Source organism: Sandaracinobacteroides sp. A072 (genome assembly GCF_052616365.1).
In genome coordinates, this window is record NZ_JBQXGU010000001.1 from 420,392 (window position 1) to 446,421 (window position 26,030).

29 protein-coding genes are annotated in these 26,030 nt (G+C 67.5%); 12 read left to right on the top strand and 17 right to left on the bottom strand.

Going from position 1 to position 26,030, the window contains the following annotated elements:
* Window positions 1-90: 90 nt before the first annotated feature.
* Together ACUJ46_RS02020 and ACUJ46_RS02025 are read left to right on the top strand one after the other, a co-directional pair.
* Complete coding sequence (locus ACUJ46_RS02020; protein ID WP_445389511.1) at window positions 91-948, top strand: MBL fold metallo-hydrolase; 858 nt, start codon at window positions 91-93, stop codon at window positions 946-948.
* Complete coding sequence (locus ACUJ46_RS02025; RefSeq protein WP_445388781.1) at window positions 945-1,574, top strand: DUF4230 domain-containing protein; 630 nt, start codon at window positions 945-947, stop codon at window positions 1,572-1,574. The genes ACUJ46_RS02020 and ACUJ46_RS02025 overlap by 4 nt, the downstream gene beginning before the upstream one ends.
* Before the next feature lie 39 nt (window positions 1,575-1,613).
* On the opposite strand, the gene ACUJ46_RS02030 is transcribed toward ACUJ46_RS02025, so the two are convergent.
* Entirely contained in the window at window positions 1,614-2,273 is a 660-nt protein-coding gene (locus tag ACUJ46_RS02030; RefSeq protein WP_445388782.1) for a DUF2490 domain-containing protein, read from the bottom strand.
* Window positions 2,274-2,415: 142 nt separating this feature from the next.
* Window positions 2,416-3,975, bottom strand: coding sequence for an alkaline phosphatase D family protein (locus ACUJ46_RS02035; protein ID WP_445388783.1), 1,560 nt, complete (start codon window positions 3,973-3,975; stop codon window positions 2,416-2,418).
* 62 nt (window positions 3,976-4,037) lie between these two features.
* On the opposite strand from ACUJ46_RS02035, the gene ACUJ46_RS02040 reads away from it, so the two are divergent.
* The 6 genes from ACUJ46_RS02040 (at window position 4,038) to ACUJ46_RS02065 (ending at window position 10,192) form a co-directional block, all read left to right on the top strand.
* Entirely contained in the window at window positions 4,038-4,256 is a 219-nt protein-coding gene (locus ACUJ46_RS02040; protein WP_445388784.1) for a DUF1289 domain-containing protein, read from the top strand.
* 50 nt (window positions 4,257-4,306) lie between these two features.
* On the top strand, window positions 4,307-4,972 hold the full coding sequence (gene rpe, locus ACUJ46_RS02045; protein WP_445388785.1) for a ribulose-phosphate 3-epimerase: 666 nt from the start codon (window positions 4,307-4,309) through the stop codon (window positions 4,970-4,972).
* A 2-nt stretch (window positions 4,973-4,974) separates the two neighbouring features.
* Window positions 4,975-6,765 (top strand): heparinase II/III family protein, encoded by a 1,791-nt coding sequence (locus ACUJ46_RS02050; RefSeq protein ID WP_445388786.1) that lies wholly within the window; start codon window positions 4,975-4,977, stop codon window positions 6,763-6,765.
* An 88-nt stretch (window positions 6,766-6,853) separates the two neighbouring features.
* A complete protein-coding gene (gene purH, locus ACUJ46_RS02055; protein WP_445388787.1) occupies window positions 6,854-8,428 on the top strand; it encodes a bifunctional phosphoribosylaminoimidazolecarboxamide formyltransferase/IMP cyclohydrolase in 1,575 nt (524 codons plus the stop codon).
* Between the two features lie 17 nt (window positions 8,429-8,445).
* Window positions 8,446-9,309, top strand: coding sequence for a DMT family transporter (locus ACUJ46_RS02060; RefSeq protein ID WP_445388788.1), 864 nt, complete (start codon window positions 8,446-8,448; stop codon window positions 9,307-9,309).
* Between the two features lie 100 nt (window positions 9,310-9,409).
* Window positions 9,410-10,192, top strand: coding sequence for an SDR family NAD(P)-dependent oxidoreductase (locus tag ACUJ46_RS02065; RefSeq protein WP_445388789.1), 783 nt, complete (start codon window positions 9,410-9,412; stop codon window positions 10,190-10,192).
* A gap of 75 nt (window positions 10,193-10,267) precedes the next feature.
* On the opposite strand, the gene ACUJ46_RS02070 is transcribed toward ACUJ46_RS02065, so the two are convergent.
* Window positions 10,268-10,717: a fasciclin domain-containing protein gene (locus tag ACUJ46_RS02070; protein WP_445389512.1), complete on the bottom strand. Its 450-nt coding sequence runs from the start codon at window positions 10,715-10,717 to the stop codon at window positions 10,268-10,270.
* A gap of 141 nt (window positions 10,718-10,858) precedes the next feature.
* Entirely contained in the window at window positions 10,859-11,146 is a 288-nt protein-coding gene (locus tag ACUJ46_RS02075; protein WP_445388790.1) for a 4a-hydroxytetrahydrobiopterin dehydratase, read from the bottom strand.
* Window positions 11,147-11,172: 26 nt separating this feature from the next.
* On the opposite strand from ACUJ46_RS02075, the gene ACUJ46_RS02080 reads away from it, so the two are divergent.
* The gene (locus ACUJ46_RS02080) at window positions 11,173-11,568 is read left to right on the top strand and encodes a metallopeptidase family protein (protein ID WP_445388791.1); all 396 of its coding nucleotides are present in this window, start codon (window positions 11,173-11,175) and stop codon (window positions 11,566-11,568) included.
* A gap of 72 nt (window positions 11,569-11,640) precedes the next feature.
* Here ACUJ46_RS02080 and ACUJ46_RS02085 read toward each other — a convergent pair whose 3' ends face one another.
* The 10 genes from ACUJ46_RS02085 to ACUJ46_RS02130 all read right to left on the bottom strand — a co-directional run bounded on the left by ACUJ46_RS02085 (window position 11,641) and on the right by ACUJ46_RS02130 (window position 20,324).
* A complete protein-coding gene (locus ACUJ46_RS02085; protein ID WP_445388792.1) occupies window positions 11,641-12,459 on the bottom strand; it encodes an acyl-CoA thioesterase in 819 nt (272 codons plus the stop codon).
* Between the two features lie 74 nt (window positions 12,460-12,533).
* Window positions 12,534-13,343, bottom strand: coding sequence for an N-formylglutamate amidohydrolase (locus tag ACUJ46_RS02090; RefSeq protein ID WP_445388793.1), 810 nt, complete (start codon window positions 13,341-13,343; stop codon window positions 12,534-12,536).
* A gap of 41 nt (window positions 13,344-13,384) precedes the next feature.
* A complete protein-coding gene (locus ACUJ46_RS02095) occupies window positions 13,385-14,623 on the bottom strand; it encodes an FAD-binding domain-containing protein (protein WP_445388794.1) in 1,239 nt (412 codons plus the stop codon).
* 77 nt (window positions 14,624-14,700) lie between these two features.
* Window positions 14,701-15,072: a HesB/IscA family protein gene (locus tag ACUJ46_RS02100; protein WP_445388795.1), complete on the bottom strand. Its 372-nt coding sequence runs from the start codon at window positions 15,070-15,072 to the stop codon at window positions 14,701-14,703.
* Window positions 15,069-15,578, bottom strand: a complete 510-nt coding sequence (locus tag ACUJ46_RS02105; protein WP_445388796.1) for an SUF system Fe-S cluster assembly protein — start codon at window positions 15,576-15,578, stop codon at window positions 15,069-15,071. Before ACUJ46_RS02105 ends, ACUJ46_RS02100 begins: the two co-directional genes overlap by 4 nt.
* Complete coding sequence (locus ACUJ46_RS02110; RefSeq protein ID WP_445388797.1) at window positions 15,575-16,810, bottom strand: cysteine desulfurase; 1,236 nt, start codon at window positions 16,808-16,810, stop codon at window positions 15,575-15,577. Before ACUJ46_RS02110 ends, ACUJ46_RS02105 begins: the two co-directional genes overlap by 4 nt.
* The gene (locus ACUJ46_RS02115; protein ID WP_445388798.1) at window positions 16,807-17,541 is read right to left on the bottom strand and encodes a SufD family Fe-S cluster assembly protein; all 735 of its coding nucleotides are present in this window, start codon (window positions 17,539-17,541) and stop codon (window positions 16,807-16,809) included. The genes ACUJ46_RS02110 and ACUJ46_RS02115 overlap by 4 nt, the downstream gene beginning before the upstream one ends.
* Window positions 17,538-18,278 (bottom strand): Fe-S cluster assembly ATPase SufC, encoded by a 741-nt coding sequence (gene sufC, locus ACUJ46_RS02120; protein ID WP_445389513.1) that lies wholly within the window; start codon window positions 18,276-18,278, stop codon window positions 17,538-17,540. The genes ACUJ46_RS02115 and sufC overlap by 4 nt, the downstream gene beginning before the upstream one ends.
* A gap of 61 nt (window positions 18,279-18,339) precedes the next feature.
* A complete protein-coding gene (gene sufB, locus ACUJ46_RS02125; protein ID WP_445388799.1) occupies window positions 18,340-19,833 on the bottom strand; it encodes a Fe-S cluster assembly protein SufB in 1,494 nt (497 codons plus the stop codon).
* Window positions 19,830-20,324: an SUF system Fe-S cluster assembly regulator gene (locus ACUJ46_RS02130; protein WP_445388800.1), complete on the bottom strand. Its 495-nt coding sequence runs from the start codon at window positions 20,322-20,324 to the stop codon at window positions 19,830-19,832. Before ACUJ46_RS02130 ends, sufB begins: the two co-directional genes overlap by 4 nt.
* Window positions 20,325-20,541: 217 nt before the next feature.
* On the opposite strand from ACUJ46_RS02130, the gene ACUJ46_RS02135 reads away from it, so the two are divergent.
* Window positions 20,542-21,465, top strand: coding sequence for a cation diffusion facilitator family transporter (locus ACUJ46_RS02135; protein WP_445388801.1), 924 nt, complete (start codon window positions 20,542-20,544; stop codon window positions 21,463-21,465).
* 1 nt (window position 21,466) lies between these two features.
* Window positions 21,467-22,036 (top strand): thymidine kinase, encoded by a 570-nt coding sequence (locus ACUJ46_RS02140; RefSeq protein WP_445388802.1) that lies wholly within the window; start codon window positions 21,467-21,469, stop codon window positions 22,034-22,036.
* A 177-nt stretch (window positions 22,037-22,213) separates the two neighbouring features.
* On the opposite strand, the gene ACUJ46_RS02145 is transcribed toward ACUJ46_RS02140, so the two are convergent.
* From ACUJ46_RS02145 to ACUJ46_RS02155, 3 genes are all read right to left on the bottom strand, one after another.
* On the bottom strand, window positions 22,214-23,071 hold the full coding sequence (locus tag ACUJ46_RS02145) for a cold-shock protein (RefSeq protein ID WP_445388803.1): 858 nt from the start codon (window positions 23,069-23,071) through the stop codon (window positions 22,214-22,216).
* A gap of 416 nt (window positions 23,072-23,487) precedes the next feature.
* A complete protein-coding gene (locus ACUJ46_RS02150; RefSeq protein ID WP_445388804.1) occupies window positions 23,488-23,898 on the bottom strand; it encodes a hypothetical protein in 411 nt (136 codons plus the stop codon).
* A 106-nt stretch (window positions 23,899-24,004) separates the two neighbouring features.
* The gene (locus ACUJ46_RS02155) at window positions 24,005-24,412 is read right to left on the bottom strand and encodes a DUF1244 domain-containing protein (RefSeq protein WP_445388805.1); all 408 of its coding nucleotides are present in this window, start codon (window positions 24,410-24,412) and stop codon (window positions 24,005-24,007) included.
* Window positions 24,413-24,556: 144 nt separating this feature from the next.
* On the opposite strand from ACUJ46_RS02155, the gene pyk reads away from it, so the two are divergent.
* On the top strand, window positions 24,557-26,017 hold the full coding sequence (pyk, locus tag ACUJ46_RS02160; RefSeq protein ID WP_445388806.1) for a pyruvate kinase: 1,461 nt from the start codon (window positions 24,557-24,559) through the stop codon (window positions 26,015-26,017).
* Window positions 26,018-26,030: the final 13 nt, after the last annotated feature.

Sequence of the window (26,030 nt, forward strand, 5' to 3'; positions counted from 1 at the left end):
CGGGGCGTTTGCCGGGCGTAACGCTCACCGGGCTTGTCCGCCGCGCAGGCCGCGGCTAGTCCGGTGAGCGTGACACCTGATTACGAGAAGATGGTGAAGGACGCGCCCTATGGCGCCGCCGAGCGCCTGTCGCCGCTGGTTCGCCGGGTTCTGGCGCGCAACCCCTCGCCCTTCACCTTCCTGGGAACCGGCACCTATATCGTCGGCAATGGCCGGGTGGCGATCATCGATCCGGGCCCGGCCGACCCAGCCCATATCGAAGCGGTCGCCCGCGCGGTCGAGGGCGAAACCGTGACCCATCATGTCGTCACCCACACCCATCTCGATCATTCGCCGGCCGCCGGTCCGCTGAAGGCGCGGCTGGGCGGGCAGATCGCGGGTTGCGCCCCATTCTCCCTGAACGACGACGGCCCGCGCGCAGATGCCGGTTTCGACCCCGACTATGCGCCGGACATCGTGCTGGCCGATGGCGAGGCAATCACGGGCCCGGGATGGACATTGCGCGCCGTGCATACGCCCGGCCACACGTCCAACCATCTCTGCTTCGCGCTGGAGGAGGAGGGTGTGCTTTTTTCGGGCGATCATGTCATGGGCTGGTCCACCACGGTCGTCGCGCCGCCCGATGGCGACATGGCGGCCTATATGGCCTCTCTGGCGAAGCTGCTGGAGCGGGACGACCGCCGCTATTTCCCGACGCACGGCGCCCCCATCGGGGAACCGCAGCGGCTGGTCCGCCACCTGATGGCGCATCGCCGCCAGCGCGAGACGCAGATCCTGAACCATCTGGCCGAAGGCCCGCGCACCATACCCGCCATGGTCGAACAGATGTATGCCAGCATCGACAGGCAATTGTGGCCGGCCGCCGGGCGCAGCGTGCTGGCGCACCTGATCGACCTGGAGCAGAAAGGCGCGGTGCGGCGCGACGGGGACAGCTGGGCCAGGACATGAGGCGGTTTCTCGCCATCGTCGGGGCGATTGCGCTGCTGGCGGGCCTTCTGCTTCTTGCCGCCGGCCCGGATCGCCGCCGCGAAGCCTGCGAAGCCGTGGGCCTGTGCCGCAAGCCTGACCTGATGGGGGCGATGCTCCATTCCGTCCAGCGCCAGCAGAAGCTGGTGGTGCTGACGGCGCGCCTGTCGCTTCCGGTCACGTCCGCGCGCGATACCACGGTTGGGCCAATCACGGTTGCCACCACGCGGCAGACAGTCATCCTGCCCGCGACGCTCAATTATGTCGTCGATCTATCGCGCCTGACGGAAGCGGACCTCGACTGGGACGCGGAAGCCCGGATCTTGCGCGTGCGTCGCCCGGAAATAGATGTCCTGCCCCCCACGATCGACTGGGCGCAGGCCCAGACCTATCAGGACAAGGGCTGGGCCACGGTGGTGACGAGCGTGAGCGAAAATCTGCAGCGTGACAATGCCGGCAAGGCGCCGGATCTGTTCCTCAGGCAGGGCCGCGCGCCTGAGATGCTGGCCCTGGCCGACAAGGCCGCCGATGCAGCCCTCGCCATGGCCTTCCGCATGCCGCTGCTGGCTGCCGGGCATGAGACGGCGCAAGTGGTGGTGACGCACTGAGAGCCGGACTGGCCCTGCAAGCGGGCCGCAAGCCGGGCTTCAGAACTTCGCCGAAGCCGTGATCTGCACAATGTCGCTGCGGCGCGCCGGGCGGTCGCGGAAGATGCCCATATAGCCCCCTTCGAGCGCCACGACCTTCGTGACCGGCATCTTCAGCCCGGCGAAGGCGCGGAACTGGTCGAAGCCCGAGCGCTGCACCGTTCCGGCATCATCAAGGCGGACGAAGGCTTCGCCTGATGCCACGAAATCCGGCCCGCGGTCATCGGCCAGCGGCGCTGTCAGCTTCAGCTGCTGACGCACCCTGAGGCCGAGGCCGCCGCCACGGTTGAAGATGCCCTGCTCGAACCGCGTGCGCCCGCTGAGACGCACCGTTTCGCCCAGAATCGGATAGCTTGCCTGCTGGTAGAAGCGGTGCTCGACCGTGTCCCGGCCGGGACGGTAGCTTTGCCCGTAGAGATAGCCGGCCGAAAGGGTGAGGCCGCCGCCCATCTTGCGGCCGACGCTTCCGCGCACCTGCGAGGTTGTGTGGCGCTCCATGTCATCGGCGAAGCGGAAGGATGAATCGACGGAGAAGACCCAGTCCCCGCCGAGAGGGCCATCGACCTGGCTGTTGCCCCAGAAACCCCAGTCGCCCGCGATGGCCTGCCCGCCCGGGCACAAGGGAAGCAGCAGGGCGAGGGCGAGGCTATGCAGACGCATGAAAATGGCTCCGGCCAGTTGATGGGCGGCTGCTCACATAGGCCGGCATTACGCTTTGTTGAAGCTTATATGAAAATTATATGACAGGTCCGCGCAGTTTTGTGACAAGCGCGCCCCTGGGATAAGGCGCGATCAGGCGCGATCAGGCGCGATCAACGCGGGAAATGCCCGGTGGCACATGGAAGCGCGCCTGGGTTGAAAGGCGACCGCCCGGCCTGCGCACCGTGTCCACCACCTTCATCTCCGCCTGCCAGCCGTTCCTGTCGATGGTCATAAGGCTGTAGCCGCGCTGGTCATGGATGTGGGCGAGGCCGGGGTTGCGGCGCAGCCATTCGGCATGTTCGCTCCGTTCGCCGGGCCCGTCCGAGCCGCTGGAGATGGAGGTGGTGACGAATTCGACGGCGGCGGCGGGCGTTTCGGGCGCCGCCCCGGTCTTTCGCACTTCGCCCACGATGTGCTGGTGCTCGTCCCCGGTGAGCACCACGAGGTTCGGCACGCCGGTCAGCCGGTCGAGCAGACGGTCGCGCGGGGCCGTGTAGGCGGCCCAGCTGTCGGTGTTGATGGTGCGTGTCTCGGCCCGCGCGCGGTCGAGGTCCATCATCATGATCTGCTGCAGCAGGGCGTTCCAGCGGGCCGGGCGCGCCTTCAGCCCGTTGACGAGCCAGTCTTCCTGCGCCCAGCCAAGCACTTCGGCCTTCGGGTCGTTCACCCCCTCGCACCATGTGCCATAGCGGTCGTTGCAGGGCTGGTCCGTGCGCCAGTTCCGCGTGTTGAGCATGCGGGCATCCAGTAACTGGCCGAAGCGATACTGGCGATAGGGGCCGGAAACCCCGTTCACCGGCAGGGCATCGGCCCGCACCGGCATGAATTCGTACCAGGCCTGCATGGCGGCCTGCCGGCGCAGGCGGAAGACTTCGGCCGGGGTGCCATGCTGGTCGATGTCCTCCACCCAGTTGTTGACGATCTCATGGTCGTCGAAGCTCGACAGGAAGGCGGCCGAGGCATGACCCGCCTGCAGGTCGGGATCGAGCCTGACCTGGGTGTAGCGGCGGCGATAGTCATCGAGGCTGAAGACCATCGGACCGTCATGCTGGCGCACGGTGGGTTCCTGCTGGCCCGTGTTCCAGTTGTAGTAGGTTTCGCGGGCGCCATTCTCGTAGATGTAGTCGCCATAATGGAAGACGGCGTCGGCGTCCTCACCGGCGAGGTGCCGCCAGGCCGTGTAGAGGCCGGACTGGTAATCCTGGCAGCCGGCCACCGCCAGCCGCACCCGCGCCACATCGGCGTCGAAGGCCGGCAGGGTGCGGGCGCGCCCGATGGCCGATACCGCGTCGCCGGCCATGAAGCGGTAGTGATAGGGCCTGCCGGGCTTCAGGCCCGCCACTTCGGCATGGACGGAAAAGCCCAGCTCGGGCCGCGCCATCGCCTCGCCGACGGCGGCGATGCGGCCGAAGCCTTCATCCTCGGCAATTTCGTAGCGCACAGGGTAGGGCAGCGGGTCGAGGCCTGCGAGCGGTTCGCCGGGGCGTGGGGCAAGGCGGGTCCAGATGACGAAGCCGTCGGCGGCCGGGTCCCCGGCGGCCACGCCCAGCGTGAAGGGAAAGGCCGGGATTCGCGGCGGAGTCCGCTGCGCCAGAAGCGGGCTTGCCGCCAGCAGCCCCAGGCCGCCCAGAAAACCGCGCCGCCCGATCCCCGTCATCATGCCTTCCGCTCCTGCTTCCTGATGTTGCTTCGCGTTGCCCGTTTCGCGCATGCTCTCTTCCCATGACAGCCTCAAGACACCAGATGACCGCAATGGCCATTCAGCTTCCCCCGACCGTGCCGTCTTCCGTGCCGTCGCCCTGCCGCAATGTCTGCCGGGTGAAGCGCGGCATCTGCACCGGCTGTGGCCGCACCCTTGCGGAAATCGAGGCATGGCCGACCGCGCCCGACAGCGAGCGGCTGGCGATCGTCCGCCGTGCGGCGGGGCGAATTCGCGGCTGAAGGGCGGCCCGGCCCTTGGCGCAAGAGGCGACAGCGGCTAGGAACCGTCCATGCAGTCCGTGAAGATCGCCCCCTCCATCCTTTCCGCCGATTTCGCCCGTCTTGGCGAGGAAGTCTCCGCCATCGACGCTGCCGGCGCCGACTGGATTCATGTCGACGTGATGGATGGTCATTTCGTGCCCAACCTCACCATCGGCCCGATGGTGGTGAAGGCGCTGCGCCCGCATTCGAAAAAGCCCTTTGACGTGCACCTGATGGTGACGCCCGCCGACCCGCTGGTCGAGGCCTTTGCCGAAGCCGGGGCCGACATCCTGTCGGTGCACCCGGAATCCGGCCCGCATCTGCACCGCACGCTGATGCGCATCCGGGCGCTGGGCAAGAAGGCGGGCGTGGTGCTGAACCCGGCCACTCCCATCGATTGCCTCGACCATGTGATGGACATGATCGACCTGGTGCTGGTGATGAGCGTGAACCCGGGTTTCGGCGGCCAGAGCTTCATCGAGAGCGCCCTGCCCAAGATCGCCACCATCCGCCGCAGGATTGACCAGCTGGGCCTGCCGATCGAGCTGGAGGTGGACGGCGGTGTCGATCAGGGCAATTGCCGCCGCGTGATCGATGCGGGCGCGACCGTGCTGGTGGCCGGCACGGCAAGCTTTCGCGGCGGGGCTTCAGCCTATGCCGCCAACATCGCCGCGCTGAAGGGAAGCGCTGCCTGATCATGGCCGACGACGCCGATCCCGCCGATCCCGACGCCCTTCACCACAAACGGCAGCTCGGGGACCGCGGGCCGTCGCTTGCCGAACGCCTGTCGGAGCGGATCGACCGGCTCGCCTATTCCTCGCCCTTTCACAAGGCGCGCCTGAAGGGGCGCTTCCCGCTGAAGCTGCGGGCCGTGCCGGCGGATCCGATTCCGGGCGATGCCGCAACCGGGCAGCGGCTGAAGGGGGGCCGTCTGTTCCGCGACGGTCATGGTCAGGGCATGGCCGACGCAAGGCTCGATGCGCCCGATGCGCCTGCCACATGGCGGGACTGGGTGCATGGCTGGGGCTGGCTGCGCGATCTCGCGGCTGCCGGCCCGCTTTCCGCCGCCGAGGTGGCGCGGGCGGAAGCGCTGGCCCGGCGCTGGCTCGCGCGTTTCCACGATTATGATGAACAGGCCTGGGCGCCCGACGCCACCGGCCGGCGAATCCTCATGGCGATCCTTCATGCCCCGCTGGTGATGCCGGGCACGGATCACATCCACCGCTCGGCCGTCCTCAACGGCATTGCCCGCTGGGCGCGCCACCTGATGCGCGCAGCCCCGCGCATGCAGCCGGGCATCGGTTGCGCCGAAGCCTTCGCCGGGCTTCTGGGCGCGTCGCTCATCCTGCCGGGCAATGAGGACAAGACGGCAGCAATCCTGCCGCAGTTCGAGGGCGCGCTCGACGCGCTCATCAACCCGGATGGGTCGGCCATCAGCCGCTGCCCGCTCGATCTCGCCCGGCTGGGCGATCTCATCCTTGTCATCGAATCCTTCTACGCCGCCTGCGGCCAGCCGCTTCCGCCGGGGCTTGCCAGCCGGCGCCAGGCCCTTGTCCGTGCGCTTTCGGCCATCGCCATGGGCGACGGGCTGCCCGCCCCCTGGCATGGCGGCCAGCCGACTACGGCCCAGATGGCGCGGCTGGGAGCATCGGCCAGCCACGATCCACCGGGCCGGCTTTCGGGCTTCCAGCGGCTGGTGGCGGGCGATGTGCGCATCATCGTCGATGCCGGCCTGCCGCCACCCGCCCGCCTCAGCACCACGGCCCATGCATCGACGCTGTCCTTCACCATGAGCGATGGGGAACGGCTGATCGTGGTGAATTGCGGCGGCGAGCGCGGGGCCATGGGCCCGCGCGGCTATCCGCCCGAGCTTGTCATGGGCCTCAGGTCCACCGCCGGCCATTCCACGCTGGTGCTCGCCGACACCAACTCCAGCCGGCTGAAGGATGGCAGCCCGCGCCGCATGGGCGGCGTGGAGGAAGTGCTGGCGGAGCCGCGATCCTCAGCCGAAGGCCAGTGGTTGGAGGCAAGCCATGACGGCTGGCGTCGCCGCTTCGGCTATGATCATCGCCGCAGCCTGTGGCTTTCGCCCGATGGCGATGACCTGCGCGGGGAGGACAGGCTGCTGCGCGTGCGCTCCGGCCTGCCGGGCAACCTGGCGGGCAGTTTTCCGTTGAACCGCCGGGCAGAGCCGCTTGCGGTCGCCATCCGCTTTCACCTCGGCCCGGAAGCCGAGGCCGCCATCACCGAGGACGGGAAGGGCGCGCTCATCCGCCTTGCCGGCAGCCGCCGCCAGCCGGCTCTCGCCTGGGCCTTCCGGGCCCGCTTCAACAGCGGGCCGGGGCTGGTGTCCATCGAGCCGAGCCTTTTCATCTCGGCCGAGGGGGACAGCCGCGAAGTGCAGCAGATCCTGCTGACGACTCTGGTGCAGCCGGGCCAGGACGCCGATGTCGGCTGGAGCCTGAAGCGTCAGGCACGCCCCGGCTGAAGCGCCCTCGGGGCTTGCCTTGTCCGGCTGGCTGGGGCACCGCCCTGCATATTCCTCCCCAATCCATGGCTTGCAAGGTTCGTAGTTCATGAGCGATCGTCTTCCCATCCGCCGCGCCCTGCTGTCCGTTTCCGACAAGACGGGCCTCGTCGAATTCGCCACCGCGCTTGCAGCCCATGGGGCCGAGCTGCTTTCGACGGGGGGCACGGCCAGGGCGCTTCGCGATGCCGGGCTTTCCGTCATCGACGTGTCGGATCACACCGGCTTTCCCGAAATGATGGACGGCCGCCTCAAGACGCTGCACCCCAAGGTGCATGGCGGGCTGCTGGCGCTGCGCGACGATGCCGCGCACCAGGCGTCTGCCCGCGATCATGGCATCGCGCCGATCGACATGGTGGTGATCAACCTCTACCCCTTTGAGGCGACGGTCGCGAAGGGCGCGCCGCGCGAGGATATCATCGAGAACATCGACATCGGCGGCCCGGCGATGGTGCGCTCGGCCGCGAAGAACCACGCCTTCGTCGCCTGCGTGACGGATGCCGCCGATTATGCAGCCCTTGCCGCCGAACTGGCGGACGGCGGGCTTTCGCTGGCCACCCGCCGCCGGCTGGCCGCCAAGGCCTTCCAGACCACGGCAGGCTATGACAGCGCCATCGCCGGCTGGTTCGCCCATGCCGACCAGGGCGAAGCCTTCCCCGAGCGGCTGCCGATGGTTGCCCGCCGGGTGCAGGAATTGCGTTATGGCGAGAATCCGCACCAGTCGGCCGCGCTCTATGCCGCGCCCGGCCTTGCGCAGGGCATTGCCGGTGCGGAACTGGTGCAGGGCAAGGCCCTGTCGTTCAACAACATCGGCGATGCCGATGGCGCGCTGAACCTCATCGCCGAATTCCGCGATTCCGACCCGACAGTCGCCATCATCAAGCATGCCAACCCCTGCGGCGTGGCCAGTGCCGCGACGCTGGCCGATGCCTATCTGGCGGCCAAGGCCTGCGACCCTGTCTCGGCCTTTGGCGGCATCATCGCGCTCAACCGCCCGCTTGACGCCGAAACGGCGAAGATCATCACCGAGCTGTTCACCGAGGTGATCATCGCCCCCGGGGCGGACGAAGCGGCAAGGGCCGTGGTGGCGAAGAAGCCCAACCTGCGGCTGCTGATCGCGCCGCTGCCCGATCCGGCACGGCCGGGGCTGGTGCTGCGCAGCGTATCCGGCGGGTTCCTCGTCCAGTCGCGGGACAATCAGCTGATGGGCGAGCTGAAGATCGTGACGAAGCGCCAGCCCACGCCCCGCGAACTGGCCGACATGGCCTTTGCCTGGACAGTGGCCAAGCATGTGAAATCCAATGCCATCGTCTATGCCAGGGATGGCGCGACGGCCGGTATCGGCGCCGGCCAGATGAGCCGGCTGGACAGCGCCCGGATCGCGGCATGGAAGGCGCGCGACGCCGCCGCAACCGCCGGCTGGGCGGAGCCGCGCACCATCGGCAGCGCCGTTGCCTCCGATGCCTTCTTCCCCTTTGCCGATGGCCTTCTGGCAGCAGCCGATGCCGGCGCCACCGCCGTCATCCAGCCCGGCGGCTCGATGCGCGATGCCGAGGTGATCGCCGCCGCCGACGAGCGCGGCCTTGCCATGGCCTTCACCGGCCTGCGGCACTTCAACCACTGACAGGGCGGCGCGCGGCCATGCCCCTTCTTCCGGCACATGTCCGGGCTGTGCTGTGGATGGTGCTTGGCTGCGTCGCCTTTTCGGGGCTGTGGGTGATGATCCGCCTTGCCTCCGAGGAACTGCACCCCTTCGCCATCGTCGTGTGGCGCAATTTCATCGGGCTTCTGTGGCTCATGCCGATGCTGCTGACGACGCCCGGCCTGCTGAAGATCGAGCGGCTGCCCGGCCATGTGCGGCGCGCGACATCGGGGGTCGTGGCCACCTTCGCCACCTTCTACGCCGTGGCGAACGCGCCGCTCGCCAATGTGCTTTCCATCAACTACACGGCGCCGCTTTTCGCGACGGTCGCCGCCGCCCTGTTCCTGGGCGAGCGCATCCGCTGGATCCGCGGGGCAGCGCTGGCAATTGGCTTTGCCGGCATGCTGCTCGTGCTGCGACCGGGGACGACGGACATGTCGCCTGGCCTGTGGGCGGCGCTGGTTTCGGCGCTGGCCACCGCCTATTCCTATATCGCCATCAAGGCCCTGACCGGCGTTGACGATGTGCGCGCCGTCACCGCCTGGAGCTTCATCCTGACGACGCCCGTGTCGATGGTTCTGGCGATTCCCTTCTGGAGCTGGCCATCGGCGAACCTCTGGCCGATCCTCATCGCGCTTGGCGCCTGTGCCGCCGCCGGGCAGCTGGCGCTTTCCCGCGCCTTCGCGCTTGCCGATGCCAGCGCTGTCCTGCCCTATGATTTCGTGCGCTTCGGCATCATCACGGCAGCCGGCATCCTCCTTTTCGGGGAGCGTTACGACCTGCTGACGCTTCTGGGCGGCGCGATCATCCTCGCGTCCAGCATCGCGCTTGCCCTGAGGGAACGGGCGCTGGCCCGGAAATAAGGGCCGAAAGGGTGAAAACCTCCCTGATTTGTGGATGAGACTTCCGCCGGACCGGCGTAAGGCAAAGCGCAAACCAACCGCCAAACGGGAGTGTTCGTCTATGGAACTCAAAGGTCTTTCCGCTGTCATCACCGGGGGCGCATCCGGGCTTGGCGCCGCCACTGCGCGCGCGCTTGCCAAGGAAGGCGTCAAGGTCGCCCTGTTCGACCTGAACGCCGAAAAGGGTGAAGCCCTGGCCGCCGAACTCGGCGGTGTCTTCTGCCAGGTGAACGTCACGGACGAAGCCTCGGTCGACGCCGGCTTCGCCAAGGCCCGTGCCGCCATCGGCCAGGAGCGCATCCTGGTGAACTGCGCCGGCACCGGCAACGCCATCAAGACCGCCAGCCGCGACAAGGCGACGGGCGGCATCAAGCATTTCCCGCTCGATGCCTTCAACATGATCATCCAGATCAACCTCGTCGGCACCTTCCGCTGCATCGCGAAGTCGGCCGCCGGCATGATGTCGCTTGATCCGCTGAATGAATATGGCGAGCGCGGCGTGATCATCAACACCGCCTCGGTGGCCGCCGAAGACGGCCAGATCGGCCAGGCCGCCTATTCCGCTTCGAAGGGCGGCGTTGTCGGCATGACCCTGCCGATCGCGCGTGACCTTTCCAGCGAAGGCATCCGCGTCAATACCATCCTGCCGGGCATCTTCAACACGCCGCTCCTTGCTGCCGCGCCGCAGAATGTGAAGGACGCGCTGGGCGCCCAGGTTCCGTTCCCGAAGCGTCTCGGCAATCCGGAAGAATATGCGAGCCTCGCGCTCGAAATGTGCCGGAACAGCTACTTCAACGGCGAGGACGTGCGCCTCGACGGTTCCATCCGTATGGCGCCGCGCTGATCGGCAGCCACGGCTGAAAGAAAGGGGGCGGCGGGCCGATGGTCCGCCGCCCCTTTTTTCGTTTCGCCTGCCCCGTTATTTCGCGGGCGGCAGCAGCACCGTGTCCACCACATGGATCACGCCGTTCGAAGCCATGACGTCGGCTGCGGTCACGCTGGCGTCATTCACCTTCACGCCATTGGTGCCGTCGATCTTCAGCATCGCGCCGTTCACGGTCACCACGTCCGAAACCTTGCCGGTGACAGCAGACGCCGGCGCCTTGCCCGGCACGACATGATAGGTGAGGATCGCGCTCAGCTGCGCCTTGTTTTCGGGCTTCAGCAGATTTTCCACCGTGCCGGCGGGCAGTTTTGCGAAAGCGGCATCGGTGGGCGCAAAGACGGTGAAGGGGCCTTCACCCTTCAGTGTATCGACCAGCCCGGCAGCCGTAAGGGCTGCGGCAAGCGTCTTGAACTGGCCGGCGGCAACGGCCGTGTCGACGATGTCCTTCTTCCCGTGGTGCGCGTCCGAAGCAGCCGCAGGCATTGCAAGCAGCGCGACTGTGGCGGCGGCAGTGAAAAGGGCTTTCATCCATCATTCTCCCATATGCGGCCGCTGTCATCAGCGGCCCGGGAGGGACATTGGTGCGCCGGCACCCTATCCAAGGACGGGTGCGACGCACTGCCGCTATTGCGGGCAGATCGCGTCAATCTGCCGCGCGAGCGCTACGTCGCGCTGGCTGAGCCCGCCCGCATCATGGGTGGTGAGTGCGATATCCACCTTGTTCCAGACGTTCGACCATTCGGGGTGATGGTCGGCCCGCTCTGCCAGGAGCGCCACGCGGCTCATGAAGCCAAAGGCCTCGACGAAATCGCGAAAGCGGAAGCTGCGCACCAGCCGCTCCCCGTCAAGGCGCCATTCGGGCAGTGCCGTGACAAGCGCCGCGCGTGCCTTTGCATCCAGCTTCTCGACCATGTCCCGTCTCCGCGCTAAGGGGCGGCATGCCCCTTCACGCCCCCACACTCGTCGATATCGAGCGGCTGGCGCAAGCCGCGGCGGAACGCCTGCCCGAACTCTTCCGCCAGCACATGGCGCATGTGATCCTGCGGGTGGAGGATTTTCCCGACGAAACAGTGATGCGCGCGATGGAGCTGGAAAGCCCCTATGACATCCTCGGCCTCTACTGGGGCCATCATGTGGGCGATCCGGGGCAGGACATGACCGGCGCGCTGCCGCCCACCATCTTCCTCTATCGCCGCCCGCTTCTCGATGAATGGGCGCATGGCGAGGACAGCCTCGAACATCTCGTCACCCATGTGCTGGTGCACGAGGTGGGGCATCATTTCGGCCTGACGGACGAGGACATCGACGCCATCGAGGCAGACGCCGGCGACTGAGGCGCCGGGGATTGAGGCGCCAGGGACCGGGTCGTCAGCCAAAGACGGCCAGAAGCAGGCCGGCCGGGGCCGTCAGTCCTTCCAGAGGCGCAGGATGATGCTTTGCGAGGCGGTGGCCATCAGCTCGCCCGTCTGTGCGAAGATGTGCATGCGGCCATGGGCAAAGCCGTTGGCGATGCCGTGGATCTGGATGTCGCACAGCAGCCATTCGGTCTGCACCATCCGGTGGAAGCGGATGGAATTGTCGAGGCTGTTGCCGCCGGCATCCACGCCCAGCGCCGGGCCGACGGCCGAGGGCACATAATCGGCGACGATCGCGACGAAGGCCGGGTCGATCGGGTGGCCGGGGCCGAGCACATCCGGGTTGGGTCGTGCCCAGATCACCACATGGCCGTCGGGCGCGACGCCGTCGCCCACGGTCGGCCCCTGCATGGCGCCCACGGCGATGCGGAAGTCGATGCGGCTGTGGATGTCATCCGGGTGGCGGCGCATGTTGAGGACGCGCGGGCGGCAATCGTCCGGCGGGGCGGCCCGGGGCGCCAGCGTCCACTGGCCGCGTTCGGGCATGGAGCGCGCGCCGAGGGCTGAAATCACCGTCAGGATTTCGCGGTCGCCGGCCGTCGCAGTGCAGCGGGCCTGGCTCACCTGGTTGCCGCGCACCCGTTCGTCCACCCGGAATCGGATAGTCTCGCCGGGGCGGGCATAGCTTTCATATTGCGCCGTCGCCCACACCGGCGGCCGGCCGGTGACGGTCTGCAGCGCCTGGAGACCAAGGCCGAGGCCCACGCCGCCGAACATGAACAGGCGGTCGGGCGGGCCGACGCACACGCGCGGCACGAGGTCGAGTTCGAAGTCGGTGTCCGATACCTGACGAAGATCAATCCAGCTCATGCCAGACCGAATAGCGCCATGAGCGCTGGCGTCCACCCCGTGAAGGCTGAGAGGCTGTTCCGCCGCGAGCGAGGCTATTCCGCTGCCAGCGGCAGGGCCTCTCCATCCAGCAATTGCGGAAGGGTGGCGCGCAAGGCCGCCGTCACCTCGGCGATCATGGCGGCCAGCGCGGCGAAGCCGTCGTGCGGCACCAGCGTCACCGGGTCCATGTAGAGGCTGCGGTCGAATTCCAGCTGCACCGCATGCTGGCCCGTGGCGGGCTGGCCGTGCCGCTGGGTGGTATAGCCACCGGCATAGGGGCTGTTGCGCGCCACCTTAAGCCCGCGCGCGCGGAAGGCATCGTCGAGCCAGTCCACCAGCCGTGGCGCGGCCGACTGGCCATGCCTGTCCCCCAGGACCAGTTGCGCCGGGGCAGCCCCGGGAAGCGGCGGCATCGAATGCATGTCGAGGAGAAGGGCGTGGCCATGCCGGGCGCGGGCAGCGGCAAGACCCTGCGCAATGGCGGCATGCCATGGCTGGTGAAGCTGAAGGACATGCGCCCGGGTGGCGGCGGCCGGCAGGCGGCGGCAGTGGATCGGCAGGCCGGGGCCTGCGATCCGGGGCACAAGCCCATAGCCTGCCCGCACGCGCTCGGTGATGGCGGGGGTGGCTGTTACCGGCCCGTCGAACATCTTCGGGTCCAGTTCATCCGCGGCACGGTTGAGATCGATGACGGCGCGGCTGTGGGTGGCTTCCAGAAGCGGGATGCCAAGTGCCGCGGCCGGGGCCAGCAGCCGGCCCACATGGGCATCTTCCATCCGGCGGATGGCGGACAGCGGCAGTTGCACGCTGCGCAAAAAGGCCTGCGGGATCAGCGTGCCGCTGTGCGGCGAAGCCATCAGCATCGCTGACTGGCCATCCAGCCGCCCGGTGCGCGTGCAAGCGTTCACCCAGCCCCGCCGCCGGCGAGAAGGGCAGGGATCCGGCCCTTGAACTGGAAGAAGCCGCGCGTGGCGTGCGGCCATGCGGCACTGTCCCATGCGCGGCGGACGGGGACGAGGCGGATGCCGGCCCGGGCCAGCGCTACCCCCATCAGCGCGAGCCGGTCGGCGACGGGGCCGACAGGGGCGCAGGGGGTCAGCACCTGCCTGAAGCCATGGCGTGCTGCCCATTGCGTGACAGCCTCGGGCAGGGTGTCGACGGGCAGGCGGCTGGCTTCGGCGGCGAAATGGGTGGCGGCGCGGACAATGCCATCATCGAGGCTGGCATTGGCATAAGCGCGCTTCAGGTCGGCCGGGTCGCCATCGATCCGGTCGGGCCCGGCGATGGCGCGCACGGGGGCGGGAAAGACCATGGTTTCGGCTGACAGATCCTCGGTGTGGAGGAAAAGGCCCGATGGCGCGTCCGGGTCGGCTTCGGGCAGGGCCGGAAGCCCTGCCGGATGGATGGGCGCTTCGGGCGGAAGCGGCGGGGCTTCTCGTGCGAGCGGCGCATCCACCCGGAATCGCCCGCAGGAGGTGCGCCTTATGGTGTCTGCTGAAGCGAGATAGGTTTTCCCCGCCGTCTGCAGCCCTGCAACCCAGCGCCAGCCCAGTGTGTTGGACGCCGGGCAGGCATCGAGCAGATGGCGGTAGAAGAAATCCGCCCCCAGCTGCCAGGGCAGTTTCAGGGTGAAGATCCAGATGGAGGCGAAGCTCATGCGGGCATGGTTGTGGAGATAGCCGGTTTCGGCAAGCTCCCGCGCCCAGAAATCGAAACAGTCGATGCCGGTCTGCCCCGAAATGGCGGCGGAATATGCAGCGCCAAGCGACGGGGCGCGCGCCAGCTCTTCGTTCAGGCGGGCCACATCCGCGCAATAGCGTTGCCAGGCAAGCGGCCGCGCCTCGAGCCAGCCGCGCCAGTAGCTGCGCCAGCAGACTTCGAGCAGGAATTTTTCCGCTGCGGCAAAGCCATGCGCATTGAGCGCGGCGCGCGCCACTTCCTCTTCGCAAAGCAGGCGGCGGCGGATGGCGGGCGAAAGGCCCGAGACATGGGTGCGGCGCCCCGGCCCTTCATCGAAGTTGCGGTTGGCGGCGTACAGCCGGCCGGCGCGCGGCAGGAAGGCTTCCAGGCGTGCCAGGGCTTCGGCGCGGGTGGCGGGATGGTCCATCTTGGCGCCATGGCGCATTGCCGGCGGTTCTTCCATGGCCGGATCGCCGCACCGGCGTTCCGGCCGAAGCTTCAGACGGTCCGGATCGCCGCACCGGCGTTCCGGCCGAAGCTTCAGACGGTGAAGCTCTCGCCGCAGCCGCAGGAGCCCGTGGCGTTGGGGTTCTGGAACACGAATCCGGCGGTGAAATCGTCTTCCTTCCAGTCCATCACCGAGCCGATGAGATACAGAAGCGAGCCGCCATCGACATAAAGCGTGCCGGCCGGGGTCGCGATGGCCTCGTCACCGGGCTTCGGCTCGGTCACATAATCGATCGAATAGGCAAGGCCCGAACAGCCGCGGCGCGGGGTGGACAGGCGGACGCCGGCAACAGGTTCCGGCGCCTTTGCCAAAAGATCCGCGATCCGCTGTTCGGCGGCTGGCGTCAGGGTGATGGGGGCCGGGCGCGGGCGTGCCGGCGCGCGGGGGGGGCTTTGCGTGGTCATAGCATTCCAAGCTCCAGCCTGGCCTCTTCCGACATGGAGGCCGGGTTCCATGGCGGATCCCACACCAGGTTCACGTCGCAGGTGGCGACACCGGGCACCGCCATCACGCGCAGTTCCACTTCGCCCGGCATGGATTCGGCGACCGGGCAGTGCGGGGTCGTCAGCGTCATGGTGACGATGACATGGCCCTCGTCGATCTCCACCCCGTAGATGAGGCCCAGATCATAGATGTTGACGGGGATTTCCGGGTCGAAGATGTCGCGCAGCGCTGCGATCACGGCCTCTTTCAGCGTATCTTCATCGCCGGCGCCTTCGCCCTGGCTGGCGGAAGCGCCGAGGAAGCCTTCCAGATAGTCGCGCCGGCGCGGTGCCGCGCCGGTGTCGGCCGCCGGCGCCGGCGCCGGCGGCTGCGGAAGTTCGGCCGCGCCGGGGGGCGGGGCCTTGGGCGGCTCGCTCACGCTGTCCACGATTTCCACGTCGAAGCGGCGGCTGGGTCCGGTTGTCATCCGAAAATCCTCATGGTGCGTTCGATACCCCTGGCCAGCAATTCGGCATCGGCTTCGCTGCTGTGGGCGGAAAAGCTGGCGCGGGCGGTTGCAGGCACGCCCAGCCAGCGCATCAGCGGCTGGGCGCAATGGTGGCCGGCGCGGATGGCGACACCCCCTTCATCGAGGATGGTCGCCACGTCATGGGGGTGCACATCCCCGACCGCAAAGGACAGGATGCCGGCCGACTCCTCCGGCCCGAAGAGGCGCAGGCCCGCATGGCCGGAAAGCCGCGCGCGGGCGATGGAAACGAGGGCGCGCTCATGGGCGTCGATCGCCTCTACCCCTACCTGTTCCACCCAGCGGATTGCGGCGGCAAGGCCGATTGCGCCCACGATGTGCGGCGTGCCTGCCTCGAATCGCTGCGGGGCGGGCGCATAGCTCACGGCCTCGAAGCGCACCTCGTCGATCATCGCGCCGCCGCCCTGCCAGGGATGCATGGCATCGAGGATGGCGGCCTTTGCCCACAGCGCGCCGATACCGGTGGGGCCATAGAGCTTGTGGCCTGAAAAGACGTAGAAATCACAGCCGAGCGCTGCAACATCGACAGCAAGGCGCGGCGCGGCCTGGCAGCCATCCACCAGCAGTTTCGCACCCATGGCATGGGCGGCAGCTGCGATCTGCGGCACATCGGCGATGGAGCCGAGCACGTTCGAGACATGGGCGATGGACACAAGCCTGGTGCGCGGCCCGATCAGGGCGACAAGGGCATCGGTGTCGATCCGGCCATCGGGCGTCAGGGGGGCGACATCGATCGCCGCGCCGACTGCATCGGCCAGCATCCGCCAGGGCACGATGTTGCTGTGATGCTCCAGCTGGCTCAGCAGGATCCGGTCGCCCGGGCCGATGCTGGCGCGCCCCCAGCTTGCAGCGACGAGGTTGATGGCCTCGGTCGCCCCGCGCACGAAGACGATTTCCCCGGCATGGCCGCCGATGAAGCGGGCAACCGTCTCGCGGGCGGCCTCATAGGCCTCCGTCATCCGGGCGGAGCGGGCATAGACCCCGCGATGGACGGTCGCATAATCCTCGGCATAGGCGCGGGTGATCGCCTCGATCACGGCGCGTGGCTTCTGGGCGGTGGCTGCCGCATCCAGATAGGCCCAGCCTTCGGGCAGGCCGGGGAATTCGCCGCGCAGGTCGAGCAGCGCCGGCGCGCGCACATGGCTGGCGGCAAGCGGCATGCTGGCGTTCATGCGCGCGCCTCCATGAAGCCGGCGATCACTGCCTCCAGCTTTTCGCGCGCGGCCTCGTCTTCCAGTCCTTCCAGCGCATCGGCAAGGAAGGCGCGGGTGAGCAGGCTTTGGGCCTCGGGCATCGGCACGCCGCGCGATTGCAGGTAGAACAGCGCTGCCTTGTCCAGTTCGCCCACGGTGCAGCCATGGGCGCATTTCACATCGTCGGCGTAGATTTCCAGTTCCGGCTTCAGGTTGGCGGCGGCAGTCCGCTTCAGCACCAGCGCGCGTGCGGATTGCCCGGCATCCGTCTTCTGCGCGTCGCGCGCGACGGCGATTCGCCCGAGATAGGTGCCTGTTGCCCGGTCATCGACGACGATGCGGACCTTCTGGCTGCTGGATGCGCCGGGTTCGTCGTGGCGGATGTCCGTCACCAGTTCGACACTGGCATCGCCCGCGCCCAGCAGCACGCCACCGAGGTCGAGATGCGACCCCTCGGCCAGATGCACGACGAGTGCGACACGGGCATAGTCAGGCGCGCTGATCGCCACCATCAGCCGAAGCCGCGCACCGGGCGCAAGCCGCACCTCGATGTCGTGGATGCCCGGCTCGGCCACATGCAGCACATGTTCGGCCGTCGCGCCTTCGGCCACCGAAATCAGGGTTGCGGGCGCCGGCGGCCACAGCCCTTCCACCGCCTTCAGGTCGGCGTAGCGCCAGGCCTCGTCCTTCCGTGTGGGAAGGGCTGTCATGCCGCGATCCCCTCATAGCCTTCGGCTTCGAGCCGCAGGGCGAGGTCGGGCCCGCCCGAAGCGACGATGCGCCCGGCCGCCATCACATGCACGCGGTCGGGGCGCACATGATCCAGCAGGCGCTGATAATGGGTAATCAGCAGGACAGCGCGATCGGGCCGGCGGAAGCGGTTGATTCCCTCGGACACGATCCTCAGGGCATCGATGTCGAGGCCGCTGTCGGTTTCGTCGAGCAGGGCGAAGCGCGGTTCCAGCATGCCGAGCTGGAAGGCCTCGTTGCGCTTCTTCTCGCCGCCCGAAAAGCCGACATTCACGCCGCGCTTCAGCATTTCGATGTCGAGGCCGAGGACGGCCGCCTCGGCGCGCACGCGTTTCATGAAATCGGCGCCCGAGATTTCCGGCTCGCCGCGCAGCTTGCGCTGGGCGTTCATGGCGGTGCGCAGGAACAGCAGGTTGGAAACGCCGGGAATCTCGACCGGATACTGGAAGCCGAGGAAGAGGCCGGCGGCGGCGCGCTCATGCGGCTCCATCGCCAGCAGGTCCTGGCCGTCGAAGGTGACAGAGCCTTCCGTCACCTCATAGCCCTCGCGACCGGCAAGAACATAGGAGAGGGTCGATTTGCCCGCGCCGTTCGGGCCCATGATGGCATGGACTTCGCCGGGCTTCACCTCGAGCGTGAGGCCTTTGAGGATCTCGGTGTCGCCGATGCGGGCGTGGAGGTTCTGGATGCTGAGCATGGGTCGTCCTGTCATGCGGCCACGAAAGGGCCGGAACCATCTGTGAGGCGGAAGGGCGCGGTCATCCGACGCTGCCTTCCAGGCTGATGCCGAGCAGCTTCTGCGCTTCCACCGCGAATTCCATCGGCAGTTGCTGCAGCACCTCGCGACAGAAGCCGTTGACGATGAGGGCCACGGCTTCCTCGTCGGACAGGCCACGGCTCTGGGCGTAGAATTTCTGGTCCTCGCTGATCTTCGAGGTGGTGGCCTCATGCTCGATCTGCGCCGACGGGTTCTTCACCTCGATATAGGGGATGGTGTGGGCGCCGCAGCGGTCGCCGATCAGCAGGCTGTCGCACTGGGTGAAATTGCGCGCGCCTTCGGCCGATGGACCGATCCGCACCAGCCCGCGATAGCTGTTGTCGCTGCGGCCGGCCGAAATGCCCTTGGAAATGATGGTCGATTTCGTGCCCCGGCCCAGATGGATCATCTTGGTGCCGGTGTCGGCCTGCTGGAAATTGTTGGTGACGGCCACCGAATAGAATTCGCCGACGCTGTCCTCGCCGGCCAGCACGCAGCTCGGATATTTCCAGGTGATGGCCGAGCCGGTTTCCACCTGCGTCCAGGATACCTTGGAGCGCGCGCCACGGCACAGGGCGCGCTTGGTGACGAAATTGTAGATTCCGCCCTTGCCCTCGCGGTCGCCGGGGTACCAGTTCTGGACAGTGGAATATTTGATCTCGGCGTCGGTTTCCGCGACCAGTTCGACGACCGCTGCGTGCAGCTGGTTCTCGTCGCGCTGGGGGGCGGTGCAGCCTTCGAGATAGCTGACATAGCTGCCCTCGTCGGCGATGATCAGCGTGCGCTCGAACTGGCCGGTGTTTTCCGCGTTGATGCGGAAATAGGTGGAAAGCTCCATCGGGCAGCGCACGCCCTTTGGCACATAGACGAAGGTGCCATCGGAAAAGACGGCGGCGTTGAGGCAGGCGAAATAATTGTCGCGCACCGGCACCACCGAGCCGAGATGCTTGCGCACCAGATCGGGATATTCGCGCAGCGCCTCGCTGATCGAGAGGAAGATGACGCCGGCTTTCTTCAGTTCGTCCCGGAAGGTGGTGGCAACCGACACGCTGTCGAAGACGGCGTCGACCGCCACCTTGCGCGCGCCTTCCACGCCCGCCAGCACCTTCTGCTCCTCGATGGGGATGCCGAGCTTCTCGTAGGTGCGGCGGATCTCCGGATCGAGTTCGTCGAGCGAGGCGATGGTCGGCTTCTTGCGCGGGGCGGCGTAATAATAGGCGTCCTGATAGTCGATCGCGGGGATGCGCAGCTTGGCCCACTGCGGCGTCTCCATCGTCTGCCAGATGCGGAAGGCCTTCAGCCGCCATTCGAGCATCCATTCCGGCTCGTTCTTCTTGGCCGAAATGAAGCGCACCGTATCCTCGTTCAGGCCCTTGGGCGCGAACTCCTGGTCGATGTCGGTCCTGAAGCCCCATTTGTAGGTGGAAAGCTCGTCGACCGCGGCGGCGGCCTCGGGGTTGCGCACGGGGGTTTCGATGTCAGGTCGGGCGTTCATGCGATGGCTTCCGGATTGGACCGCCGGTCGGCGGGTGCCTGGCTGGGCAGCCTTTGGGCGGATACGGGGTGCGGCGCGCCATGCGCTTCCGGCGCGATGTCCGCAAGGGAAACGGCGGAAAGGGCGGCGCGGACGGCGGCGTTCACCGGTGCCCAGTGCGGCCGCACCGTGCAATGGCCGGAAAGGTCGCAGTCGGCGCCCGGCGTGCCGCAATGGGTCAGGGCGATCGGCCCGTCGATCGCTTCCACGATATCGGCGAGGCTGATGGACCGCGCGGGGCGGGCAAGCGCGAAACCGCCCGCCACGCCGCGTTGCGAGGTGAGCAGGCCGGCGCGCGCCAGCTGGCCCAGCAGTTTCGCGACCGTAGGGGCCGGAATGGCGGACAGGCCGGCGATCTGCGAAGCTGAGGTAAGCCCGCCCGTCTCGGTCGCGCGGGCGGCCGTGGTCATCACCAGGACGCCATAATCGGCAAGGTTTGAAAGGCGCAGCATGGGTTCGGGACTCGGGCCTCGGGCGTGGTGGGTTCTTAATTCGGACTAACTGCGTCCTATTTAAGCATGGGTCCTTCCCGGTCAAGCCCGGAAGCACCGGGTTGGCGGCAGCCCGTGCCGCGGTTTCACGATCCGCCGCCTGGCCGCGACCTCCTATTCTGTCGGGCCATTGTGGCGGGCCATTGTGGCGGGCGGCGGCTTTTGGCAGGAGATGGCCATGGGCCACGCGCATGATCACCATCCCCATCCGCCGCACCACCATCAGCTGGATGGGCCGGTCGCCGGCTGGCGCTATGGCACTGCCATCATCCTCAACATCGGGATCGTCGTCTTCCAGCTGGTGATCGGAATCGGCATCGGCTCCACGGCGCTTATGGCCGATGCCGGGCACAATGCCTCGGACGTTCTCGGCCTTCTGCTGGCCGGCGGGGCGGCCTGGCTGATGACACGCAACGGCTCGGCGAGACGTACCTATGGCTATGGCAAGGCAGGTGTTCTGGCGGCGCTCGCCAACTCGCTGCTGCTTGTCTTTGCCTGCGGTGTTCTGGTGATGGAGGCGGCGGACCGGCTTTTAAGCCCGCCCGAGGCCGCGCCGCCTGGCCTGACCGTGATGCTCGTCGCCGGGGTCGCTGTTGTCATCAACCTGCTGTCCGGCTGGCTGCTGATGGCCGGGCACCCGGATGATGTGAACCGCCGGGCAGCCGTGGTGCATCTGTTCGGCGATGCAGCCGTTTCGGCGGGCGTGCTGCTGGCGGGCATCATCCTTCATTTCACGCAGGCGCGCTGGGTCGATCCGGTCGCCAGCCTCGGGATCGTGGCCGTCATTCTCGCCACAACCTGGCGAATCCTCGTCCAGTCGCTCGATCTGGCGCTTGATGCAGCACCCCGTGGGGTGGATGTGGCGGCCGTGCGCCAGTGGCTTGCAACTCTTCCCGGTGTCATGTCCGTCCATGATCTGCACATCTGGCCGATCAGCGCCACCGAAACGGCGCTGACAGCCCATCTCGTGGTGCCGGAAGGGGGCGGGGATGGGCTTCTGGAAATGGTCAGCGAGGGGCTGCGCAGCAGGTTCGGGATCGTTCACCCGACAGTGCAGCTGGAGCGCAGCGACATCGACCACTGCGACGGGCTGCACGGCTGAGATGGCGCAACTTTATTTTTATTATGGCGCCATGAACGCCGGGAAGTCGACGACCCTGCTGCAGGCCGCCTTCAACTACCGCGAGCGCGGCATGCGCCCCATGCTCTGGACTGCCGCCCTCGACGACAGGGCAGGCGAGGGGCGGATCGCCTCGCGGATCGGGCTGGAAGCCGATGCGCACATGTTTGGCCCGGGCACGGACCTTCACGCCGCAATCGCAGCGCAGCCGGCAGATTGCATTCTCGTGGATGAAGCCCAGTTCCTGAGCGCCGCCCAGGCCGATCAGCTGGCGGATGTGGTGGACGGGCTTGGCGTGCCGGTTCTGGCCTATGGGCTGCGCACCGATTTCCGGGGGCAGCTGTTTCCCGGTTCGGAACGGCTGCTCGCCATTGCCGACAAGCTTGTCGAGCTGAAGGCGGTCTGTGGCTGTGGCCGCAAGGCGACCATGAACCTCAGGATCGATTCAGCGGGAATACCGGTGCGCGCCGGCGCGCAGACGGAAATTGGTGGCAATGACCGCTATGTGGCACTGTGCCGGCGGCATTTCATGGAAGCGTTCCGAGCCGGCTGAGCCGCCCGCTTTCCCGGATTTTCAGGATGTCCGTGAATCTCGTGATTCTCAGGGCTCTGGGGCGCAATATGCTGGCCTCAGCAGCAGGCGCAGCCTTTGGCCGGCCATTTGCAGGGTTCCATTGAGTGAACCCTATGGACAGGGTCCGCGCCCGCCGGAGCGGGCGCGGAGATACTGTCAGATCAGTTCGATGTTCACGGCTGCCTGCTTGCCGCGGCGGTCCAGCTCCAGCTCGAAGCTGATGCGCTGGTTTTCCGGCAGGTCATGCAGACCGGCGCGTTCCACCGCCGAAATGTGAACGAAGGCGTCTGCGCCGCCATCGTCACGGGCGATGAAGCCGAAGCCCTTCTGGCCGTTGAAGAACTTCACCGTGCCTTCATAGCGGGTGCCGTCCGTTACGGGGGCGGGGCGATTGCCGAAGCCACCGGCACGGGGGCCGCGCTCGAATCCGCCTTCACGCGGAGGACGCGGACCGCGTTCTTCGACTTCGAGCGTTTCGCCGATGATCTGCACGTCGGTCGCGGAAATGCGGCCATTGCGCTCGTTCAGCGAGAACTCGAGCTCCTGGTTCTCGGCAACGTTGGTGAGGCCGGCGCGCTCCAGGGAGGAGATGTGCAGGAACACGTCTTCGCCGCCATCATCGCGCGTGACAAAGCCGAAGCCTTTCTGCGCGTTGAAGAACTTCACCTTGCCACGGGCCGTGCCAATGACGATGCCGGGTCCGCCGCGCGGGCCGCCGCCGAAGCCGCCGCCGCCGCCGCCGCCGAAGCCGCCGCCGCCACGCGGGCCGCCGCCGAAGCCGCCACCACCACCGGGGCCACGGCCACCGCCGCCGCCACCGAAGCCGCCGCCGCCGCCGAAGCCGCCGCGATCACCGCCGAAGCCGCCGCCGCCGAAGCCGCCGCCGCCGCCGAAGCCGCCACGGCCATAGCCGCCGCCACGATCGCCGCCGGCGTCGAAACCCTCGTCAAAACCGCGACTGCGCTTATCGTCGCCCCGTCCGCGGCCACCGCGCCGCCTGTCGTCGTAACTCATTCTGGAAACTCGTCTTTCAATAGTATCATGCGCTGCCGCATTGCCCCCGGGCATGCCCGGGCGAAGTGGCGCGGCCCGCCTTCCGCATTTGCTGCCAGCATCGTGCAAGAGTGCCGGAAGCCCGATTGCACCCTCGTCAGGGCCGATACGTCATCGAAAAGCATGTTCGCGTCTTGCATTGAACTGTGTTCCAGCATTGAACCGAGCGCATTCGACTTCGTGACAGGACTTCAAGGGCGGGTCATCCGGGCCTGGACCATGCCATTGATGGCATGCCTCAATCCCTTCTGCTCCGACTATTGCATAGCCGATTTGCAAGTCACACGCGAGTCGAATCGTATAAGGGGCTGTCAGGCCCCTCTCCGGCCCCCCTATGCAGCCTCTATGCAGCCCCTATGCAGCCATGCCGGCGCACGTCAGCCCGGTGCGCCGGGCTCCTGGTGGCGGCGCGCGGGCGGCATCCAGATGCCGCCTGGCGTGTCGCCATTGTGCCATTGCTCCAGTGTCATCCCGAAGCGCTGGATTTCGTGCAGCGCGCGCCTGTCGAGCCGGGCAAGGGTGCGCATGTCCTGATCGCGGCGGACGAGAAAGGCCAGCAGCCCCGTGAGGAGCACGCCTAGCCCTGCCAGCAGGCCGTCCATCGTGTCGCCCACGACAAGGGCGGCGGTTGCCGATACCGCCAGCACGATGGCGCCATCCCGGCGCGCCCGCCTGGCGTTTGCATCCTGAAGGGCTGCGCGTTCGGCGCCTATCGACGCCATCACATCCCCTGCGGCCATGCCCTGAGCCCGGGTTTCGGCCGCAACGATTTCGCCTGGCATGTACATGGGGCTTCTCCCTGAGTCCGATCCCTGAATTCCGATGAAACGGAAATACGGCCCCATGTCCGCAGGCTTTAGGCGCCGGTTTCAGGCTTCGGCCCCGCCACAGGCCTCAGCGCGGGCGGCTGATGGTCGGCGGGTCGCTTGCCGGGAAGGATGCATCCAGCTGCTCGTCGAGCTTGCGGCTCTTTTCCGCGCGCAGCTTCTCGTTGCGGGCGAGGCTGTCGTCCATGCGCTTCAGCTGCTCATCCGTTGCTTCCAGCTGGCGCGCCTTGAAGTCGGCATAGGGCTCGCCATAGACATGGTTGCGCGCTTCCTCGCGGGTCAGCGGGGTTGGCGTTGCGGTCGAGGCTTCCACCAGCCAGTCCGCCAGACAGTTGCGGCAGAAACCGGCCAGCCCCATCAGTTCGATGTTGGAGGCATCCTCGCGCATGCGCAGATGGTCGAGAAGGTGGCGGAAGGCGGCGGCCTCCAGCTGCTCCATGCGCTGGTCGTCGAGTGTCTGGCTGTTCGTCATCATCCTGTCCTCCGGTTGTGCCCGCCTGGATCCGGGCCGGTGTGCGTGCTGATTTCCCTGGCTGGCCCGCTGGTCCGCGCCGGGCGGAGCCTGTAAGGGGCCTTGGCAAATCCCTTCCATGCTGGAAGTTGATGACAGGAGAGCCATTTGACAAGCCATCGTCCCCCCCGCGACCGGCATGTGCGGGTTCTTGCGACCCTTGGCCCCGCATCCTCGACACCCGAACAGATACGCGCGCTCTACGAGGCCGGCGCCGATGCCTTCCGCGTGAACATGAGCCACGGCGACGATGCCGGGAAGCTGGCGCTGATCGCGGCCGTTCGCTCGCTTGAAGGCCGGCTCGGCCGGCCGATGACCATCCTTGCAGACCTGCAGGGCCCCAAGCTGCGCGTGGGCCGCTTCGCGGACGGGCGGGTGGATCTGGAAACCGGCGCAGCCTTCCGTCTGGATCTCGATCCGGCGCCGGGAACCGCCAGCCGGGTGCAGCTTCCGCACCCCGAGATCCTCGCCGTGCTCAGGCCGGGGCACCGGTTGCTGCTGGATGACGGCAAGATCGTGCTGCGCGTGGTGGAGGCCGATGATGGCCATGCCCTGACCGAAGTTGTCGTGCCGGGCACACTTTCCAACAACAAGGGCGTGAACGTGCCCGATGTGATGGTGCCGCTGCCCGCCCTCACGTCCAAGGACCGGCACGACCTGTCGCTGGCGCTCGAAGCCGGGGTGGACTGGGTGGCGCTCAGCTTCGTGCAGCGCGCCGAGGATGTGGCCGAGGCGCGCAAGCTGATCGGCGGCCGGGCCAGCCTGATGGCCAAGATCGAGAAGCCCTCGGCCCTTGATGACATGGATGGAATCCTCGAGCTATCTGATGCGATCATGGTCGCGCGCGGGGACCTGGGCGTGGAACTGCCGCCGGAAGAGGTGCCTGGCGTGCAGAAGCGGCTGGTGGGCATGGCGCGGCGGGCCGGCAAGCCCGTAGTCGTGGCGACCCAGATGCTCGAATCGATGATCGTCAGCCCGTCGCCCACCCGGGCCGAAGTGTCGGACGTTGCCAACGCCATCTATGACGGCGTGGACGCGGTGATGCTTTCGGCTGAAAGCGCGGCCGGCAAATGGCCGGTGGAGGCCGTTTCGATGATGGACGCCATCGCCCGCAAGGTGGAACGCGATGCCGCCTATCAGCAGCAGGTGGGATTCGTGGAAACCCTGCCCGAACCCACCACCGCCGATGCGCTGTGCGCGGCCGCGCGCAGTATCCAGGCAACGGTGGGCGCCCGCGCCGTCGTCTGCTTCACCACCTCCGGCTCCACGGCGCGCCGGGTCGCGCGGGAACGGATCCCGGCCAACATCCTCGTCATGACCCCGAAGCTTTCGACCGCAAGGCGGCTGGGCCTGACATGGGGCGTTCACGCCATCCACACGCGCGATATCGGCAGCTTCGAGGAAATGGTCGCGAAATCAAAGCGGATGAGCCTGCGCAACCATGTCGCCGTGCCGGGTGACCGGCTGGTGGTGATGGCGGGCGTGCCCTTCGGCGTGCCCGGCTCGACCAATGTGCTGCACGTGGTGCGCGTGGTGGGGGACGAACTGGACCGTCACACCCGTCGCTGAGGTGGCGGGAGCC